12 protein-coding genes and 1 pseudogene are annotated in these 19,244 nt (G+C 60.2%); 4 read left to right on the forward strand and 9 right to left on the reverse strand.

Going from position 1 to position 19,244, the window contains the following annotated elements; all coding sequences use genetic code 11:
• Nucleotides 1–90 precede the first annotated feature (90 nt).
• Nucleotides 91–1,077, forward strand: coding sequence for a hypothetical protein (locus tag GHN92_RS18890; RefSeq protein WP_095018007.1), 987 nt, complete (start codon nucleotides 91–93; stop codon nucleotides 1,075–1,077).
• A gap of 19 nt (nucleotides 1,078–1,096) precedes the next feature.
• On the opposite strand, the gene GHN92_RS18895 is transcribed toward GHN92_RS18890, so the two are convergent.
• The 5 genes and pseudogenes from GHN92_RS18895 to GHN92_RS18915 form a co-directional block, all read right to left on the reverse strand.
• Entirely contained in the window at nucleotides 1,097–1,534 is a 438-nt protein-coding gene (locus GHN92_RS18895; RefSeq protein WP_095031618.1) for a YqaA family protein, read from the reverse strand.
• A 147-nt stretch (nucleotides 1,535–1,681) separates the two neighbouring features.
• The gene (locus GHN92_RS18900) at nucleotides 1,682–2,563 is read right to left on the reverse strand and encodes an alpha/beta hydrolase (RefSeq protein ID WP_153326215.1); all 882 of its coding nucleotides are present in this window, start codon (nucleotides 2,561–2,563) and stop codon (nucleotides 1,682–1,684) included.
• Between the two features lie 19 nt (nucleotides 2,564–2,582).
• Nucleotides 2,583–4,812 (reverse strand): annotated as a pseudogene (locus GHN92_RS18905) (TonB-dependent siderophore receptor).
• Between the two features lie 187 nt (nucleotides 4,813–4,999).
• A complete protein-coding gene (locus GHN92_RS18910; protein ID WP_153380799.1) occupies nucleotides 5,000–6,346 on the reverse strand; it encodes a sensor histidine kinase in 1,347 nt (448 codons plus the stop codon).
• On the reverse strand, nucleotides 6,346–7,044 hold the full coding sequence (locus GHN92_RS18915; protein WP_095023846.1) for a response regulator transcription factor: 699 nt from the start codon (nucleotides 7,042–7,044) through the stop codon (nucleotides 6,346–6,348). Before GHN92_RS18915 ends, GHN92_RS18910 begins: the two co-directional genes overlap by 1 nt.
• 217 nt (nucleotides 7,045–7,261) lie before the next feature.
• On the opposite strand from GHN92_RS18915, the gene GHN92_RS18920 reads away from it, so the two are divergent.
• Both GHN92_RS18920 and GHN92_RS18925 read left to right on the forward strand, forming a co-directional pair.
• Complete coding sequence (locus tag GHN92_RS18920) at nucleotides 7,262–8,473, forward strand: M24 family metallopeptidase (RefSeq protein WP_153380801.1); 1,212 nt, start codon at nucleotides 7,262–7,264, stop codon at nucleotides 8,471–8,473.
• A gap of 301 nt (nucleotides 8,474–8,774) precedes the next feature.
• Nucleotides 8,775–10,016, forward strand: a complete 1,242-nt coding sequence (locus GHN92_RS18925; RefSeq protein WP_371926129.1) for an MFS transporter — start codon at nucleotides 8,775–8,777, stop codon at nucleotides 10,014–10,016.
• A gap of 71 nt (nucleotides 10,017–10,087) precedes the next feature.
• Here the strand turns inward: GHN92_RS18925 and GHN92_RS18930 are convergent, their stop codons facing one another.
• On the reverse strand, nucleotides 10,088–11,083 hold the full coding sequence (locus GHN92_RS18930) for a GlxA family transcriptional regulator (protein WP_153380803.1): 996 nt from the start codon (nucleotides 11,081–11,083) through the stop codon (nucleotides 10,088–10,090).
• A gap of 144 nt (nucleotides 11,084–11,227) precedes the next feature.
• Nucleotides 11,228–12,202 (reverse strand): taurine ABC transporter substrate-binding protein, encoded by a 975-nt coding sequence (tauA, locus tag GHN92_RS18935; protein ID WP_153380806.1) that lies wholly within the window; start codon nucleotides 12,200–12,202, stop codon nucleotides 11,228–11,230.
• A gap of 268 nt (nucleotides 12,203–12,470) precedes the next feature.
• Here tauA and GHN92_RS18940 point away from each other — a divergent pair, with 268 nt between their 5' ends.
• Nucleotides 12,471–14,513 carry a c-type cytochrome gene (locus GHN92_RS18940; protein ID WP_133144557.1) on the forward strand — a complete coding sequence of 681 codons (2,043 nt, stop codon included), beginning with the start codon at nucleotides 12,471–12,473 and terminating at the stop codon, nucleotides 14,511–14,513.
• Between the two features lie 140 nt (nucleotides 14,514–14,653).
• Here the strand turns inward: GHN92_RS18940 and GHN92_RS18945 are convergent, their stop codons facing one another.
• A complete protein-coding gene (locus GHN92_RS18945) occupies nucleotides 14,654–16,063 on the reverse strand; it encodes an efflux transporter outer membrane subunit (protein WP_133144558.1) in 1,410 nt (469 codons plus the stop codon).
• Nucleotides 16,060–19,239: an efflux RND transporter permease subunit gene (locus tag GHN92_RS18950; protein WP_095000341.1), complete on the reverse strand. Its 3,180-nt coding sequence runs from the start codon at nucleotides 19,237–19,239 to the stop codon at nucleotides 16,060–16,062. Before GHN92_RS18950 ends, GHN92_RS18945 begins: the two co-directional genes overlap by 4 nt.
• Nucleotides 19,240–19,244 lie beyond the last annotated feature (5 nt).

Here is a 19,244-nt window from a genome sequence, read left to right on the forward strand (position 1 = left end):
TCTGGCTCATAGGCGGCTCGGATCAGGTGGTCAGGCGTATTTCAGCACATTTGAAAACTTGTTCGGAGATTCCTTAGCGGAGCGAACGCCATGCAGTTATTCAAAAAGCTGTTGAATATTTTGGGGCAGGCTGAGCGCAGCCGTGCTCACGTGGATAACCCTTTTCTGGTACCGCTTGAATTTGAAAGCCTCAAGCGTGAGCTGAATATCGTCGAGCAAGCCCGGCGCCATGGCGAGCAGGGCTATCCCCCCGTGGAAGCCACCCGGCTGACGGCCATTGAAGAACAGATCCGCACGACCCTTGAGTCAGAACGGCACAAGGTGCTGGCCTGGGCCGAGGCGCGCATCGCCCTGGTGCAAACCCGCCTGACAGCACTGGATATTGTTGGCACGGTAAAACGTTGCGGCGAATTTGATCAGGCGTTCGAGCGGGCGGCACAGGACCTGCTGAACAATTACGCCGTACGCCTGCAACGTCTGGAATACCGCGCACGGGAGCGCGAGGCTGAATTGTGCGCCTTGCGTGCGCAAAATCACGCCGGGTATGGCAAACAGCAGAAGCGTCGCAACGAAGCACTGGGTGTGTACCAGGACGAAATTGCAGATGTACGCAACGAACTGATGGCACTCAAGCATGAGTTCCTTGAACAGTTGGAGTCCGATGTGCTGGCCTGCAATGAGCAACTGGTGAGGTATCAGTCAGTTCTGGACGAAAAACGCAATCTGAAACCGCGCCTGGCCAGTGGCCTGAACAAGGCCGAAATGGTCATGGCGGGGCTTGTGCAATGCTATCGCGCCGAAAACCAGCTGCACCGTAATGGTCGGCGGGTGCCGGCTTACTTCAGTGACAGTATTGTGTTGCAGTCGCTGGCACTGCCCGACAGCAATACGGCCGAGGATGAAGTGAACCTGGCTTTGCAACAGCAGGCACTGACGCAGCTGATTGAGCAGCTTGAGCCGATTCGCGGGCGGATCCAGTCCTCGTTCTTTCAAAAGTACAATCAGCTGATGCCCCTGTCCTGGCTGCCTGAATACCCTCCGGCCATGGAAAACCGCATCGCCGCAGAGCCGGTTTGACACCCCGCAGGCTGGTTGTCTAGGACCAGCCCAGGGTTGCCGCGGTCAGTAGCAGGTACCGGGTACCTTTGGCCAGGGTGACGATCAGCACGAAACTCCACAGCGGTTCGCGCATGACCCCGGCGATCATGGTCAGCGGATCGCCGATAATCGGCATCCAACTCAGCAGCAGTGACCAGCGCCCGTAACGCAGATAGAACTGCTGGGCCCTGTCGAGCTTTTGCTCGCTGACCGGAAACCAGCGCTTGTGCCGAAAGCGTTCCACCGAGCGGCCCAACAGCCAATTCAGTACCGAGCCCAGCACATTGCCCAGGGTGGCGACAGCCAGCAGGGTCAGGGCTGCATATTTGCCTGACAGCAGCATGCCGACCAACACGGCTTCCGACTGCATGGGCAGCAGCGATGCTGCGCCAAAGGCGGCGAGGAACAGACCCAGATAGCTGGTTAATTCAAACACGTAAACTTCCAGGGTAGATGGACACCGCCGCATACCTTGTGGGAGCGGGCTTGCTCGCGATACAGGCGCTGCAGTCTGCCAGACCAACCGAGGCGCTGCCATCGCGAGCAAGCCCGCTCCCGCAAAAGTTGGCTGGGCTGGCAGCGGCTAAAAGTTTTGCAATACCCGCCGCAGCGAAGCCGGCAGGGTTTCGCCGTGGCTCATGCCGTCGAATGTCTGATAGTCAACCGCCAGTCCCGGGATATCACTCAGTTCACCCGCCAGTTGGCGGATCAGTCTGTCTGGCTCGCCGTCGCTCGGGCCGCGCGGGTTAGCGGGTTCGGCCGTGCCGCGCATCAACAGCAAATCGGCCTTGTGCCCGTTCATGCGTTGCTTGAAGTCCGCGCCGGGGTGGATGTCGGCCCACCACAGCGACGGGCTGGCCGCTGCGTAACGGGCAAATTCGCCGGGGCGGGTGAGCAGGGCGTGCAGCACCAGCAGGCCGCCATAGGAATGGCCCCACAAGGTTTGCTCCTGCAGGTTGATCGGTGCCTTGGCCGCCACCGCCGGGCGCATGCGCTCGCGCAACAGGTCCAGGAAGACATCCGCACCGCCACTGGGCAGCCCGCTCAGCGGGTCGGTTTGCACGGTCAGGCCAGGCCTGTTCGGGGTGTAGTCGTAAGTGCGGGCAGTGCGCTCGATGCGCAGTGGTGTCTGGTAGCCGATGGCGACCAGTAATGGTGCCTTGCCACGGGCAAGATCCCGCAGCAGGTCGGCATCCAGTGCGCCGATGGCGGCATTGCCGTCGAGCATCCACAGCACCGGGAAACCGTTTTTCGGCGGCGCGGCATTGGGTCGACCGATCCATAGCTGATAATGGCGCTGGCCATCGGCGGAGTCGATCAGCAAGCGGCTGAAGCGGTAGTCCATATCTGTACGCTGCAGCAGGCGGGTGTCCATCAGTTGGTCAGGCGCGGGCCGGGCCTGGGCAGCTTGCCCGGGGAGGGCCAGGGCAAGCAGCAGCGTCAATGGCAGGGTCAGGTTTCTCATCAGGCGATCTCGTTATGCTTTAAAACGACGCGGTCAGGCTGGTGTAGAGCGTACGCCCCGGCTCGTTGTAAGTCGCCGCCCCGGCCCCGGCGATATTGGTCACACCTTGGGCGTTGCCCTCACGGAACAGGCGCTTGTCGAACAGGTTATCGATACCCGTGGTCAGGCTCAGGTTGGCGGTAATGGCGTAGGTACCGCTGATGCCGGCAATGGCATAAGGCGAAAGCTGGTTGTTGGCGGTGCCGGTGACGCGGTCGCCGTGGTAGTCGAATTTTTTCGGTGTCTGTTTGCCGTACCAGGCCACGCTCGCTTGCAGCGACAGGTCATCGGTTGCCTGCCAGTCCAGCATGGAGTTAAGGGTGTAGCGCGGGGTGACGGACAGGGCGTCACCGGTCTGCTTGTTTTTCGATTGCAGCATATAGGTGAAGTTGTTGGTCCAGGTCAGTTGCGGCGCCAGGGGCAGGGTAAGGGTGCCTTCAAGGCCTTCGACCAGTGCCTTGGGTACGTTTTCCCACTGGTAGATCGCGGCATTGGCATAGGTGCCTGTTCCGCCCACGGCATTGCCGATGGGGCTCATGCCGGATTCGATCTTGTTTTTGTAATCGTTGCGAAAGTAAGTCAGGCCCGCGACGACGCCGTTTTCCTTGTACTCGATGCCCAGTTCCTTGTTGACGCTGGTTTCGGCTTTCAGGTCGGCGTTGCCTTGCAGGTAGCAACTGGTGCTCTGGCCATAGCAACCCTGGCCGCGGCTGTAGAGCAGGTAATCGGGGTTGAGCTGGTACAGGTTAGGCGCTTTATAGGCGCGGGCGATGCCGGCCTTGAGGGTGACTGTTTCGGTCAGGGCATGGGACAGGTTAAGCGACGGGCTCCAGTTGTTGCCGACCACGCTGTGGTGGTCCAGACGCAGGCCGGGGGTGAGCATGGTGCCGGGTAGCAGCTCGATATTGTCGGCGGCAAACAACGAGAAAATCTGCGCCGAGGAGGTGGTGCTGCGATTGCTGCTGCTCAGGCCGCTGACCGAACCGCCTTCGCTGGTGGACTGGGTGTTGGCGCTGGGGTCGTCGAGCTTTTGCTGGGTCCATTCGCTGCCCAGGGTCAGTGTCTGGTCGAAACCTGCGTGCAGCGGCAGATTGACCTCGCCGTGGGCGGTCAGGTCGCGCAATACCGCAGTATAGAAATCACCACTGCTGAAAATGCCTTCGGTGCCGCCTGCCAGGCCTTCGTTGATCCGCGTATTGCGGGTTTTTTCGTATTGCAGGTAGGCCATGCTGTTACCAAAGTCCCATTCACCACGGTGGGTCAGGGCATAGGTTTCGCGGTAGGTACGGTTGGTCTCGTGGCCCAGCAGGCTTTTGACGTAGGCGTTGCTGTTGGTGTTTTGCGTATCGCCGGTATAGAGGTTGCCCTGACGGCTGTAACCAGCCTCGAAGTCGAGGGTCTGCTGCGGGGTCATGCGCCAGCTGAGCAGGCCGTTGACATCCTTGTTGCGCACGCCTTCGCGGCCAGCGGGCAGCGGGCAGGGTGCCGGACTGGTTGCCGGTGCGCTCTGATTCATGGCCTGAGTTGATGTCCCAGTCATCCGGGTCGGTCTTGGCGATATTGCCGTATACGCGATAGCTCAGGTTGTCGGTGAGCGGGCCGTTGAGGCCGAAACTCACGCGCTTGCTGGCGCCTTCGTCCTTGTGGGTCGGGAAGTTGGAATAGACCGTGACGTCGCCGTGGGTTTCGGCCCCGGCCTGCTTGGTGATGATATTCACCACGCCGCCAGCCGCGCCGTTGCCGTAGAGGGCGGCGGCCGGACCGCGCAGCACTTCGATGCTCTCTACCTGATCGGCAGGTACCCAGTTGGTATCGCCACGGCTGTCACGCTCGCCGCGCCAGCCGTAGCGCACCGAATTGCGGCTGTTGACCGGTTTGCCGTCGACCAGGATCAGGGTGTTTTCCGGGCCCATGCCGCGGATGTCGATCTGACGGTTGTTGCCGCGCTGGCCGCTGGTGGAGTTGCCCGTGAGATTGACCCCGGGCATGGTGCGGATGATCTGCGACAGATCGTTGGACGGTGGGCGTTTCTTGATGTCCTCTGCGGTGATCACCGAGACCCCGGGTGCCTGTTTGGTTTCTTCCAGGGCGGTGGCAACCACGTTGGTGTTTTCCAGCTCCAGCGCGGCAGCGGCATGCACGGAGCTGGCCAGCAAGCAGCAGCCGGACAGAACGAAGGGAGCGATAGGGCGCAGCGCATGTTGCAACATCGGGTGATCTCCGGGACAGCCTGATACAGGAAGATCACGAATGATAATGACTGCTAATTGAGAGTAAAGCGCATTAACTTTCTAAACACTTCACTGTGGGAGCGGGCTTGCCCGCGATGGGATCGCCGCTGTTTGTCTGTTGAACCGAGTTGGCGGCATCGCGGGCAAGCCCACAGGGTTTTCTGTTTCAGTCAGGAGGACGCGCCACCGGCAACAGCACATGCATGTACAGCCCCGGCTGGCCATTGCTGGCCCACAACCGGCCCTGTTGCAGTTCAATGGCACGTTGGGCGATGGCCAGGCCCAGGCCGAAGCCTTCGCCTATCGAACCCTTCAGGCGCTGGTAAGGCACGAACAGGCTGGCCAGGTCCTGCGGATCGACGCCGGGGCCTTGGTCGCTCAGGCACAGGTGCCAGGCATCACCTTCACGCCAGCCGCTCAAAGTCACTTTGCCTGCAGGCGGTGAATAACGTATTGCATTGCGCAGCAGGTTTTCCAGGGCCTGGGCCAGGCTGTCGAGATGCACTTGCACGTAACAGTCTTCGCCCAGCAGACAGGGCAGTCGCTCGACCGGCCAACCGCTTTCAAAGCAGGCGTCTTCACACAGGGCTTCCCATACGGACAGTACCAGCACCGGCTCGCTTGCCAGTTGCGGGCGCTCGGTGTCCATCCAGGCGAGGTTGAGGGTGTCTTCCAGCAGGCGCTGCATATCGTCGATCTCGCGATCGAGTCGCTGGCGCATGTGCTCAGCCGGTAAATGGCTGTCGTGGGCGATGCGCAATCGTGCCAGGGGGGTACGCAGTTCATGGGACAGGGTGCGCAATAACAGGCGTTGCTGGTTGAGGCTCTGGCGCAGGCGGCTGGCCATGTGTTCGAAGGCCTGGGCCAGTTCCCCCAGTTCATCCCTGCGTTTGATCAGCGGCAGCGGTGCTTCACTGTCCAGGTCATCGGCACGCAAGGCGTCGGCGCGGTCACGCAAACGGTTGAGTGGCAGCACCAGGTGGCGGTAGATCAGCAGCCCGAGGAGCGCGGCCAGCAGCGTTGGCATCACGCCGTGACTGAGCACATGGGTCCAGGGTGTCAGGCCTCCGGGCAACAACCGCTCGGGAAGCTGGATCACCAGCTGGCCTTGTTGCGGCTGCCCGGGAAAGGGGATGCTGACATAGGGCAGCTCGTCCTGCAGACGTCGGCTCATGGGCCAGTTCAGTTGGCGCATAAAGGTCAACTGGCGATAGTTGTGGGCGGTGAGAGGGGTATTGCTCAGGCTTTGCAGGTTTGGCCCCAGTACCGTTACCCAGGTGTCCTCCCTCGCCATCAGCTCTTCGCTAAAACGTGCCAACCCGGCCGGGCCCTGGTTGTGCCAGATGCCTTCAGCCTGCTGTGCGTAGTCGGCCAGGTACTGCTGGTCGGCGGCCGAAAGAAAATAGGTGCGACGTTCGGCCGACACTCCCCAGATCCAGATGATCCAGGTCAGCAGCAGGCAGAAAGCGATTTGCAGCAGGGCCAGTTTCCATAGCAAGGGATGGCGGCGCATCAGGGGTTATCCATGCTGACCAGGATATAACCCTGGCCACGCACGGCCTGGATCTGCACATGCCGCACGCCAATGGCCGCCAGCTTGCGTCGCACATTGCACACATGTACATCCAGGCCGCGGTCCAGCCGGGTGTAGATGCGGTGAAGCACCTGCTGGTAGAGAAACGCCTTGCTCAAGGCCTCGCCGTCATGTTCGTGCAGGATGCTCAGCAGGCGGAATTCGGAGTGGGTCAGGCCTGCACTCTGGCCGTTGTGCACCACGTCCAGAGCCTCTTCATCAAAGCTCAGCCGCGGGTGGTGCGGCAGCCCCGGCGGGCGCTGGAACATGGCCATGCGCCGCAGCAGGGCATCGGTGCGGGCGTCCAGCTCGGCGAGGCTGAAGGGTTTGGGTAAATAGTCGTCGGCACCTCGGGTAAACCCGGTGATTCGGTCTTGCTCGTTGCCCAAGGCCGACATCAGCATCACCGGGACGTTTTGTTGCAGGCGCAGGGCTTCCAGCAGCGCCAGACCGTCCATGCCGGGCAGCATGATATCGAGCAGCACCAGGTCGAAACACTGCGACTGCAAAGCGCTCAGGCCCTGAATGCCGTCGATGCAGGATGTCACGGCAAAGCCGCGTTGCAGCAGATGTCGCTCCAGATCGTGGCGCAGCCTGAAGTCGTCTTCTACCAGAAGTAGCCGGGGGGATGTGTGCATAGGGGTTCTAATGAGAATATTTCACATTTGCGAATATCCCATCATTGGCCATGCTGCGCAAATGCTATCAAGGAAAGAGGGCAAGATTGCACAGCGGATCTGATCAACTACAGGTCGGATTCGCACAAAAAAGCCGTACCTGTATCTGTTCGAATGTTCCTCAACGACCCGCCTGCCGGCGGCTCCTGACGATCGATCAATGACAGGGACATATGCCATGCAAATGCCGAAAACCATCCAGATAAAGAACGGCGAAAAGGTCACTCCGACGTTCTCGGCCCAGGAGTACGCCAACCGCCAGGGAAAGCTGCGGGCCTATATGGCGCAGAACAATATCGATGCTGCTGTATTCACCTCGTACCACAACCTCAACTACTACAGCGATTTCCTGTATTGCTCATTTGGCCGCAACTACGCGCTGGTGGTGACCCAGGACAGCGCGGTGACCATCAGCGCCAATATTGACGGCGGGCAGCCGTGGCGCCGGACCATGGGCACCGACAACATCGTGTATACCGACTGGCAGCGCGACAACTACTTTGTGGCGATCCAGCAGGCGCTGCCCAAGGCGGGGCGCATCGGTATCGAGTTCGACCACATGAACCTGCTCAATCGCGACAAGCTCGCCAGCCGCTATCCCCAGGCCGAGCTGGTGGACATCGCCGCGCCGTGCATGCGTATGCGCATGATCAAGTCGGCGGAAGAACACGCCATCATTCGCCACGGCGCACGGATTGCCGATATTGGTGGCGCGGCCATCGTCGAGGCCTTGCGCGATCAGGTGCCGGAATATGAAGTGGCGCTGCATGCCACCCAGGCGATGGTGCGTGAAATTGCCCGTACCTTTCCCGATTCGGAGTTGATGGATACCTGGACCTGGTTCCAGTCGGGGATCAACACCGACGGCGCCCATAACCCGGTCACCAGCCGCAAGGTGAACAAGGGCGATATCCTCAGCCTCAACTGCTTCCCGATGATTGCCGGTTACTACACGGCGCTGGAACGCACCCTGTTTCTGGACCATTGCTCCGGCGAGCACCTGCGCCTGTGGGAGGTCAACGTCAAGGTACACGAGGCCGGCCTGAAGCTGATCAGGCCCGGCATGAAGTGTTCGGACATTGCTCTGCAGCTCAATGAAATTTTCATGGAACACGACCTGCTGCAATACCGCACCTTCGGGTATGGTCACTCCTTTGGCACCCTCAGTCATTACTATGGCCGCGAGGCCGGGCTGGAGTTGCGTGAAGATATCGACACGGTGCTGGAGCCGGGCATGGTGGTGTCGATCGAGCCAATGATCATGATCCCTGAAGGTCGTCCGGGAGCAGGCGGGTATCGCGAGCACGATATCCTGATCGTCAACGAACAGGGCGGGGAGAACATCACCTACTTCCCGTATGGCCCACAGCACAACATCATCAAAAAATAGTCATTGCGCTGCATTGTGGGAGCAGGCTCGCTCCCACTCCGAGCTCGATACCAACGTATGCGCACACAGATTGCGCAGCGTTTTCTGACCTGTTTACCCCTGCCAAAAAGAACACAATGAGGGTATCTGTCATGTCCCATGTCGCGACGTTGCTTGCCATTTTTCCATCACGCATCTCTTTCTCAGGAGGTGCTCAATGAGTATCCCCAGCGCAACTATCGCTTTGCCCCTGACCCCCGAACAGCAGATCGAGCGCCTCAGTGAGCGCAAGGCATTGCGCCGTGCCGCCACAGCCAGCTTTATGGGCAACTTTGTCGAGTGGTTTGACTACGCTGCCTATGGTTACCTGGCGACGGTGATCGCCCTGACGTTCTTCCCGCAAACCGATACCACCACCGGGCTGCTGGCCACTTTCGCGGTGTTCGCCCTGTCGTTTATCGTGCGCCCGTTCGGTGGTCTGGTCTGGGGGCATTTTGGCGACAAGTACGGGCGGCGCAGCGCCTTGTCCTGGTCGATCCTGATCATGACCGTGGCGACTTTTTGCATCGGCATGCTGCCCACCTATAACCAGATCGGTCTCTGGGCACCGGTGTTGCTGTTGTTGATTCGTCTGGTGCAGGGCTTTTCGGCCTCAGGGGAATACGCGGGCGCTTCGGCGTTTCTGGCCGAGTATGCACCTGAGGGCAAGCGCGGTTTTTATACCAGCATCGTACCGGCGAGCACGGCGGCCGGCCTGTTGTTTGGCGCGGTATTTGTCGCGGGCATGCATGCCTTGATGACGGTTGAAAACCTCCACGACTGGGGCTGGCGCCTGCCTTTCCTGCTGGCGGCACCCTTTGGCCTGGTGGGGCGCTATATCCGTGTGCATTTGCAGGACTCACCCAAGTTCCTGGAGATGGAAAAGCGTCTGGAAGCCAAGGAGTGTGCGACCCATGCCCCGGTTCGCGAGTTGCTCACGGTGCATCGTCGACCAGTGTTGATCGGCATTGGCGTGACCTGCCTGAATGCGGTGGCCTTCTACCTGTTGCTCAGTTACATGCCGACCTACCTGTCGACGGAAATGGGCATGAGCGAGAGTGATTCCTTTATCGCGTCCACGGTATCGCTGGCGACTTACATCGGCCTGATCTTTTTGATGGGCAAGCTGTCGGACCGCTATGGCCGCAAGACCATGCTGGTCAGTGCCTCGGTGATGTTCCTGCTGCTGACCTTTCCGCTGTTCGGGATGCTGGGCAACCCGTCACTGCTGGTGATCCTGATGATCCAGATTGCCTTCGGTGCCATCCTGGCAATGAACGACGGCACCTTGCCGTGCTTTCTGGCCGAGATCTTCCCGACCCGGGTGCGCTTCAGCGGTTTTGCCTTCAGCTTTAACGTGGCCAATGCCGTGTTCGGCGGGACTGCGCCGTTTATTGCCACCTGGCTGATTCAGATGACCGGCAACAAAATGGCTCCGGCCTGGTACCTGCTGGCCGCCGCGGCAGTGGCACTGGTGGCGATGCTGGCCAGCCGCGAGACGGCGTACAAGGCGTTGCAGGATTAACCTGCCGCCTCCTACCTCCGTAGCAGCCGGACGCAGCCTCGCTCCGCTCCTCAGCTGCTACGGGTGATGTTTTAGTGCAACGCCACCTGCTTGCGCTCACCAATGGGCGATACACCAAACAGGCGGCTATAGCACTTGGAAAAATGCGCCGCCGAGACAAAGCCACAGGCCAGGGCGATATCCCGCACTTGTGATTCGCTGCGCAGCAACAGGCTCCGGGCCCTGGCCAGGCGTAACTCCAGGTAGTACTGGCTGGGTGTGCGTTGCAGGTGTTTGTGGAACAGGCGTTCTAGCTGACGTACCGACACTTCGTTCAACCGCGCCAGGTCTTCCAGGCTGACCGGCTCTTCCAGATTGGCCTCCATGATTGCCACCACCTGACTCAGTTTGGGCTGCGATGTACCCAGCTTCTGGCGCAGCGGTACCCGCTGTTGCTCTTGCGGCCCGCGGGCTCGGTCACACAGCAGCAACTCGGCAGCGTGGGCCGCAATCTCGCGGCCACCCGGTTCGCGGGCAATCAATTGCAAGGTCATGTCCATCGACGCCACGCCACCCGAGCAGGTATAGCGGTCGCGATCCAGTTCGAATAACTGATTGGAAATAATGATCCCCGGGAAATGGTCCTTGAGGGTTTCGATATCTTCCCAGTGGATGGTGCAGCGATAACCCTTGAGCAGCCCGGCGCGGGCCAGCCAGTAGCTGCCGGTGCAGATCCCGCCCAGCGCCACTTGTTCGTGGGCCAGTTTGCGCAGCCAGTTGAGCACCGGGCGGCTGCTGAGGTGGGAGACGATCGGGTTTGAACCCACCACCAGCAAAATGTCCAGTTTTGGTGCATCGCCGATCACATAGTCGGGCAGGATGCGCATGCCGTTGCTGGCCATGACCGGATCAAGGGTGGGGGCAATGATAACGCTGAGAAACATTTCACAACGCGCTGCCATATTGGCCATGCGCAAGGTTTCGATGGCCGAGGCAAAACCGATGGTGGTGAAGTTTGGTATCACCAGAAAGCCCACGGTCTTCACGGCAGGCATATTTATCGGTGACGCTGTAACAGGCGTTGCCATCCTTACGCTCCTTATTATGATCCGGGACGCGTCTGGCGTCGGGGTTCACCCAGGTTGTTGCAGCGCCAGAGCGGAGCCGGCGGTGCAAGGCACTGTGTTGTAGGGCGTAACGAAGCATTTGTTGTGCCAGTGGCTAACAGCTTGTTATTGCGGCAAAAATTTATCGCTGACAAAGGCTGAATAGTCGGGCAGAACGGTTTCGATCTTGCCCTGCTCCTTGAGGAACAGGGCCGTCCCGGCGATATCTTTGGCCGTGCCACCCCCCAGCAACTGCGCCGACTTTTGCTCGGCTGCCGAAGGGAAGTGCGCGCCGTGCAGCAACTCGGGGATGTCTTCGGGGCTGGCGCCGGTCAGCCGGGCGATTGTCTGCACCTGCGGCGAATCGGTAGTCCAGGCGGTCTGGTGGGCGTTGTAGTCGGCGATGGCATCGAGGCTGACTTTGGCGAATTTAGCGACGATTTCCGGATGTTTGTCCGCGAAATCCTTGCGTGCGACCCAGACTTCAAAAGTCGGTGCGCCCCATTCGCTGACCTGGCCGGCGTCGGTGAGGATTTTCCCGGTCTTGCGAATTTCCCCCAGGGCAGGTGACCAGGTGAACGCGCCGTCGATATCGCCACGCTTCCAGGCTGCGGTGATTTGCGCAGGGCTGAGGTTGACCACCTTGACCTGCTGCGGGGTCAGGTTCCAGTGTTTCAGCGCGCCTAGCAGGCTGTAGTGCGACGTCGAGACAAAGGGCGTGGCGATGGTCTTGCCGATCAGGTCCTGCGGGCCGTTGATACCACTGCCGTTACGCACCACCAGGGCTTCGGAACCCTTGATCTGCGCGGTGACGATAAAAGTCACCAGCGGCACATTGCGCGAGGCCGCGGCAGCCAGCGGGCTTGAACCCAGGTTGCCGATCTGCAGGTCTCCGGAGGCCAGTGCCGACACCACCGCCGGACCCGAATCAAAGCGGCGCCAGTCAATCTTTTCACCGATGGCTTTCTCGTAACTGCCCTCGGCCTGGGCCAGTTTGGTGGGGTCGATGCCGGTGATATAGCCGATGGTCAAATCAGCTGCCTGCGCGCCGAAGCTGAGGCCTGCGAGGGAAAGAGCAATCAGGAGTGTGCGCACGGACATGGCTTGGACCTTGTTGTAAGAAGATAAAAAGGAGGTGTCCGGCGGTCCGGTGCAGCGAATCTAAGTGCTTTAAATCAAAGGGGAAAATACCGTTTTGGAACTAGCTTAGAGCGCCCGGCCACACACCCTGGTTGCGGCGTGCATGATCCGGGTCAAACGTCGTGGCGGTAAAAGCCGGTACAAGCGTCCTGTGAGGAGTCCATAACAAAACCAGCACGGCCCGTTTCGAGGGGACCACCCCAGATCGACGCCTTAAAGGAATAACGCGATGCTTTCTACCTTTCCACGTCTGGCATTAGCCGGCTTGACGTTGCTGTGTACCCTTGGGGTGCAGGCCAGCGAGCCGACCCCGGCAGCCAACCCCGAGAAAAACCTGATTGAACGCGGCCACTATGTGGCCCGGCTCGGTGACTGCATTGCCTGCCATACCGCCATGGGCGGGGCCGAGATGGCGGGCGGGCTCGAGCTGAAAACGCCAATGGGCACGATTTACTCGAGCAATATCACCCCGGATCCCGAGACAGGTATCGGCCAGTACAGCTTTGAACAGTTCGACAAGGCCATGCGCCAGGGCGTGACACCTGCGGGGAAAAACCTCTATCCGGCGATGCCGTATCCGTCTTACGCGAAGATGAGCGAAGACGATATGCGCGCCCTGTATGCCTACCTGATGCACGACGTGGCCCCGGTAAAAATGGCTAATCTGGAAGCCGATATGGGCTTCCCGTTCAACCAACGCTGGGGGCTGGCGCTGTGGAACTGGGCGTTTGTCGATAATCAGCCGTTTGTCCCCGACCCGGACAAAAGCGTCGAACTGAACCGTGGCGCCTATCTGGTGCAGGGCTTGGGGCATTGCGGCTCGTGCCATACGCCGCGTGGTATCGCCTTTCAGGAAAAGGCCATGAGCGATGACGGCAGTGCCGGCAAGCACTATCTGGCGGGGGAAACCGTCGAGCACTGGCGCGCCTTGAGTCTGCGCAACCTGTGGACGGTGGGGGACACCGTGCAGTTGCTCAAGACCGGACAAAACCGTTTTGCTACGGTGTCGGGCAATATGGCTGATGTGATCCACCACAGTACCCAGCACTTTACCGATGCAGACTTGACTGCCATCGCCAGCTATTTGAAATCGCTACCTGCAGGCAAGGATGATTTACCGATGCCAGCCGTGGCGATCACACCCGCCAAGGCACCGGATACGCTGTACAGCAGCCGTGGCGGGTTGGGTTACACGCAGTTCTGCGCTGATTGCCATCGCCCGGATGGCGGCGGGGTCAAAGGCATGTTCCCGCCGTTGAACGGCAACCCGGGGATCGTTGCGGCCAACCCGACGACACTCCTGCATATCACCCTGACCGGCTGGAAAACCCCGCAAACAGCAACGCATCCGCGGGTGTACACCATGCCTGGCTTCGCCCGGCTGGGCGATGATGAAATTGCCGAGATCCTCAGCTTTGTGCGCAGCAGCTGGGGCAACGCGGCTCCAGCGATCAAGCCAGGGCAAGTCGCGAAGATGCGCAAGCAGTTGAACCCCGAGACTGTCGACGAGACCGCCTTTGTCACCCCGCGCCTGGCCAATCTGCTCAGTGCCGCCAATGCCGATCAGGTGGTGCGCGGCATGCGCCTGCATCTGCAAACCAAGGCGCTGTTACCGGATAACGTCGGCAATGCCCTGAACTGTACCAGTTGCCACTTGAACGCAGGCACCGTGGCCGATGGCTCGCCTTTTGTCGGGGTCTCGGCGTTCTTCCCCGGCTATGCGCCACGGGCGGGCAAGGAAGTGACACTGGAGGAGCGGATCAATGGTTGTTTCCGTCGCTCGATGAATGGCCAACCCTTGCCCGTAGCCTCGCCGGATATGCAGGCGATGGTGGCGTATTTTGACTGGATGAAAATGAACACGGTAGCGGGGGACAAGGTTGCGGGCCGTGGCGTGGGCAAGGTCGATCCGAAAATCGTCCCCGATCCGGAAAACGGCAAACTGATCTATGCGCAGCAATGTGCGGTGTGCCACGGTGACGACGGCCAGGGCCTGAAACAGGCCGATGGCAGCTTTGTGTACCCGCCGTTGTGGGGCAACGAGTCGTTCAATATCGGCGCGGGCATGGCGCGCACTTACACGGCGGCGGCGTTTGTGAAACGCAATATGCCGATCGGCTTCCACGAGAAATTCCCGTTAGGGCAGGGTGGATTATCGGATCAGGAGGCAGTGGATGTGGCTGAGTACTTCTCCCATCAACCACGACCTGATTTTGTCGACAAGGCCAAGGACTGGCCCAAGGGTGGCAAACCGGTGGATGCGCGGTATTAAGGGCAAGCACTCCTTACCTCAAAACAGCGTTCGTGTTTGTGTGTTTGCCGGGCTTCAGCGAAGCAAAAAAAAGCCCCGCGACCGAATGTACGCGGGGCCAAAAAATGGTTGGTTGCGGCCAACCAAAGGAGCTCGTTGAATCAGTGCGCGCTGGCGACAGTCTCGGCTTGCCAGCCGCCGCCCAATGCTTTGTAAATAGCCACTACGCCGCGATACAGCTCAACCTCGGCCTGGGCCTGGCTGTCTTCTGCCGCAAGACGCTCGCGCTGGGCATCGAGCAGCACCAGAAAGTCCACCGTGCCTTCGCGATAGCGAATGGCTGCGAGGTCAGCTGCTGTACGACTTGACTCACTTTGACGTATTAACGACAGCAAGCGCTGTTGGCGTTTGCCGTAGTCACTGAAGGCGTTTTCCGACTCTTCCAGCGCCAGCAGTACTTGCTGCTCGTAACTGGCCAGGGCGCCATCGGCCTCTGCATCGGCACCGCGCAGTCGTGCCCGCACGCTGCCCAGGTCAAATGCAGGCCAGGTAATGCGTGGGCCCAGTGCCCAGGCATTGGCTGCTGCTGAACCGATTTGCGAGCCACGCCCGGCAGTAAAACCGAGGAAACCGCTAAGGCTGACCCGCGGGAACAGGTCGGCCTTGGCCACGCCGATACGGGCCGTCGCCGCTGCCAGCTTGCGCTCGGCACTCATGATGTCCGGGCGTCGTTGCAGCAGGTCGCCGGGATTGCCGATATTCAGCGCCTTGGCAATGGCCGGTAGCTGTTTGGGGCTCAGATCCACGCTCAATTGCTCAGGTCGCTGGCCCAGCAAGGTGGCGATACGATTGCGCTCGCGCACCTGCTCGGCCTGCAATTGCGGCACGCTGGCTTCAACCGAGGCAAGGCGGGCGTCAGCGCGCACCACGTCCAGCTGATCGCCAACTCCGGCGTCACGCAGGCTTTCAGTGATGGCCTTGGAGTCCTGCTGGTTTTTCAGGTTATCCAGGGCGATGCGCTCGCGCAGCTGTGCACCCCGTAGTTCACCATAGGCATCCACCAGTTCGGCAATCATGGTCACTTGCAGTTGATACAGATCGGCCGCAGCCGCCTGCTCGTCGGCATCGCTGGCCTCCAGCTCGCGCTGGATACGGCCAAACAAGTCGATTTCCCAGGCCATGTCCAGGCCCAGGTCGTAGCGCTCACTGTTGACGCGCTTCTCGGTGGTGCCCGGAATCTGGCCCTTGCCCACATCGCTGCTGGCGCGGCTGGTGATGGTCGGCATGATGTCGTTGCTGACATCATCGCGAATCGCCCGGGCCGCCCGCAGGCGGGCAAATGCCACGCGCAGCTCGCGGTTGCCAGCCAGAGACTGGGTCACCAGCTGGTTGAGGGTCGGATCGTCAAACTGTTGCCACCAGATCCCTTCAAAATGTGCCCGGTCAAAGCCCTTGAGGGTGTCGGCACTGATCTGTGCCGGGGCCGTGGCCGGGGTCTTGTAGTCCGGGCCCACGGCGCAAGCGCTCAGGGCCAGCACCAACAGGCTCGGCAGAAAAACTTTCACGCTCATTGTTGCGACTCCAACGTGAGGTGCTTGGCCGCTTTGCGCGCTTCACTGCGCTCTACATAGCGGCGAATCAATACATAGAACACCGGCGTCAGCAGCAGGCCGAAGAAGGTCACCCCGAGCATCCCGGAGAACACCGCAACACCCATCGCATGGCGCATCTCTGCACCGGCACCGCTGGACAGCACCAGAGGCACCACACCCATGATGAAGGCGAAGGAGGTCATCAGAATCGGCCGCAGACGCAGACGGCAGGCTTCCAGCACCGCTGCCAGCGGGTCGAGGCCTTCTTCCTGTTTGTCCTTGGCAAACTCGACGATCAGAATCGCGTTCTTGCACGCCAGCCCCACCAGTACGATCAGGCCGATCTGGGTGAAGATGTTGTTGTCACCCCCCGAGATAATCACCCCGGTAATGGCTGAAAGCAGGGTCATGGGCACGATCAGGATCACCGCCAATGGCAGGCTCCAGCTTTCGTACTGGGCAGCCAGTACCAGGAATGCCAGCAGTACACAGAGCGGGAACACGAACAACGCGGTATTGCCTGAGAGGATTTGCTGATAGGTCAGCTCAGTCCATTCGTAGGTCATGCCGTTGGGCAGTTCTTCCTTGAGCAGTTTTTCCATCGCCGCCTCGGCCTGGCCCGAGCTGTAACCCGGTGCTGCGCCGCCGTTGATTTCAGCGGTGACAAAGCCGTTGTAGTGCATCACGCGGTCAGGACCTGCGGTGTCGCTGACCTTGATAAAGGTCGCCAGCGGGATCATTTCGCCCTTGTTGTTACGCACCTTCAGCTGGCCGATCTGCTCGGGTTCGAGACGGAACTGCTGCTCGGCCTGCACATTCACCTGATAAGTCCGACCGAAGCGGTTGAAATCGTTGGCATACAGCGAACCCAGGTAGATCTGCAGGGTATCGAAGATGTCGCTGATGGCAACGCCGTGGGTCTTGGCCTTTTCGCGGTCGATAGCGGCATCGACTTGCGGCACGTTGACCTGATAGCTGGTGAACAACCCGGCCAGTTCCGGCACGTTATGGCTCTTGGCAATCACGTTCTGCACTTCTTTGTACAGCTCGTCATAGCCCAGACCACTGCGGTCTTCGACTTGCAGGCGGAAACCGCCAATGGTGCCCAGCCCCTGTACCGGCGGCGGCGGGAAGATGGCGATATAGGCGTCCTGAATGTCGGCAAACTGTGCGTTCAACGCGGCGGCAATCGCCGCTGCCGACTGACTTGGGTCCTTGCGTTCATCAAACGGCTTGAGCGGGGTGAACACGATGCCGCTGTTCGGGCTGTTGGTAAAACCGTTGATCGACAGGCCGGGGAAGGCCACCGAGTTGGCAACGCCAGGTTGCTTGAGAGCAATTTCGGACATGCGTTTTATCACCGCTTCTGTGCGGTCCAGGCTCGCGGCGTCCGGCAGTTGGGCGAAGGCCACCAGGTATTGCTTGTCTTGCGGTGGTACAAAGCCGGTGGGCGTGTGGGCAAAGCCAGCCCAGGTCAGCACCATCAAACCTGCGTAAACCAGCATGGCGATGCCGCTGCCACGGATGATCCGTCGCACGGTACCGACATAGCCGTTACTGGCCTTGACGAAGAAGCGGTTGAACGGGCCGAACAACCAGCCACCGAACATACGGTCCAGCAGACGAGTGAAGCGGTCTTTCGGCGCATGATGGCCTTTAAGCAATACTGCTGCCAGTGCAGGGGACAGGGTCAGCGAGTTGAAAGCCGAGATCACCGTCGAAATGGCAATGGTCAGGGCAAATTGCTTGTAAAACTGGCCGGTCAGGCCCGAAATGAATGCGGCCGGGATAAACACCGCACACAGTACCAGCGCGGTGGCAATGATCGGTCCGGTTACTTCGCGCATGGCCCGCTTGGTTGCATCGACGGGGTTAAGCCCCAGCTCGATATTTCGCTCGACGTTCTCCACCACCACAATCGCATCGTCCACCACGATACCGATGGCCAGCACCAGTCCGAACAGGGACAAAGCGTTGAGCGAGAAGCCAAACATATGCATCACTGCAAACGTACCGATCAGCGATACGGGCACAGCGACCAGCGGGATAATCGAAGCGCGCCAGGTTTGCAGGAACAGGATTACAACCAGTACTACCAGGATCAGGGCTTCAAACAGGGTGTGGACTACCGCTTCAATCGAACCACGAACAAAGATGGTCGGGTCGTAAACGATGTCGAAATCCATGCCCTCCGGGAAGTTCTTTTTCAGCTCGGCCATCTTGGCGCGAACGTCATTGGAGATCTGGATGGCGTTGGAACCCGGACGCTGGAAGATCGGGATCGCCACCGCCGGCTGGTTGTTCAGCAAGGAACGCAAGGCGTACTGGCTGGAGCCCAGCTCAACCCGGGCAATGTCCTTGAGGCGGGTGATCTGGCCATCATCACCGGAGCGGATGATGATGTTCTCGAACTCCTCCTCAGTGACCAGGCGGCCCTGGGTGTTGACCGACAGCTGGAAGCTGGTGGCATTGGGGGCGGGCGGGGCACCGAGGGCACCGGCAGCCACCTGGCGGTTTTGCTCGCGAATGGCGGTCACTACATCAGTGGCTGTCAGGTTGCGCGAGGCAGTTTTGTTTGGATCGAGCCATACCCGCAGCGAGTAATCGCCCATGCCGAACATCTGCACATCGCCAATACCGTTGAGGCGCGCCAGCTCATCCTTGATATTGAGGATGGCGTAGTTGGACAGGTAGAGCATGTCGTAGCGCTTGTCCGGCGAGGTCAAGTGCACAACCATGGTCAGGTCTGGCGAGGCTTTGTCCACCGTGATGCCGATGCGCGTCACTTCTTCCGGCAGTTTGGGCTGGGTGCGCGTCACCCGGTTTTGCACCTGCACCTGGGCGTTGTCCAGGTCCGTGCCCAGGGCAAAGGTGATGGTCAGGGTGATCTTGCCGTCAGCGGTGGACTGCGAAGACATATACAGCATGTTCTCGACACCGGTGATGGCCTGCTCCAGTGGTGCGGCCACGGTGTCACCGATCACCTTGGGGTTGGCACCGGGGAAGTTGGCGCGCACCACAACGGTAGGCGGAACCACTTCAGGGTATTCGCTGATCGGTAACTGGAACAGCGAAATGCCGCCCGCAATCAGGATAAGCAAGGAAAGCACAGCGGCGAAAATCGGCCGCTGAATAAAGAACTGGGAAAAATTCATCGGAG

Source organism: Pseudomonas sp. FSL R10-2964, from assembly GCF_009600035.1.
In the GTDB taxonomy this organism is placed as follows: Bacteria; Pseudomonadota; Gammaproteobacteria; order Pseudomonadales; family Pseudomonadaceae; genus Aquipseudomonas; species Aquipseudomonas bubulae.

What these genes read in the sequence shown, in the direction of transcription:
- GHN92_RS18890 (WP_095018007.1), top strand. Translation starts at nt 91, where the DNA reads ATGCAGTTATTCAAAAAGCTGTTGAATATTTTGGGGCAGGCTGAGCGC.
- GHN92_RS18900 (WP_153326215.1), bottom strand. Translation starts at nt 2,563, where the DNA reads ATGAGAAACCTGACCCTGCCATTGACGCTGCTGCTTGCCCTGGCCCTC.
- GHN92_RS18910 (WP_153380799.1), bottom strand. Translation starts at nt 6,346, where the DNA reads ATGCGCCGCCATCCCTTGCTATGGAAACTGGCCCTGCTGCAAATCGCT.
- GHN92_RS18915 (WP_095023846.1), bottom strand. Translation starts at nt 7,044, where the DNA reads ATGCACACATCCCCCCGGCTACTTCTGGTAGAAGACGACTTCAGGCTG.
- GHN92_RS18920 (WP_153380801.1), top strand. Translation starts at nt 7,262, where the DNA reads ATGCAAATGCCGAAAACCATCCAGATAAAGAACGGCGAAAAGGTCACT.
- GHN92_RS18925 (WP_371926129.1), top strand. Translation starts at nt 8,775, where the DNA reads ATGGGCAACTTTGTCGAGTGGTTTGACTACGCTGCCTATGGTTACCTG.
- GHN92_RS18930 (WP_153380803.1), bottom strand. Translation starts at nt 11,083, where the DNA reads ATGGCAACGCCTGTTACAGCGTCACCGATAAATATGCCTGCCGTGAAG.
- tauA (WP_153380806.1), bottom strand. Translation starts at nt 12,202, where the DNA reads ATGTCCGTGCGCACACTCCTGATTGCTCTTTCCCTCGCAGGCCTCAGC.
- GHN92_RS18940 (WP_133144557.1), top strand. Translation starts at nt 12,471, where the DNA reads ATGCTTTCTACCTTTCCACGTCTGGCATTAGCCGGCTTGACGTTGCTG.
- GHN92_RS18945 (WP_133144558.1), bottom strand. Translation starts at nt 16,063, where the DNA reads ATGAGCGTGAAAGTTTTTCTGCCGAGCCTGTTGGTGCTGGCCCTGAGC.
- GHN92_RS18950 (WP_095000341.1), bottom strand. Translation starts at nt 19,239, where the DNA reads ATGAATTTTTCCCAGTTCTTTATTCAGCGGCCGATTTTCGCCGCTGTG.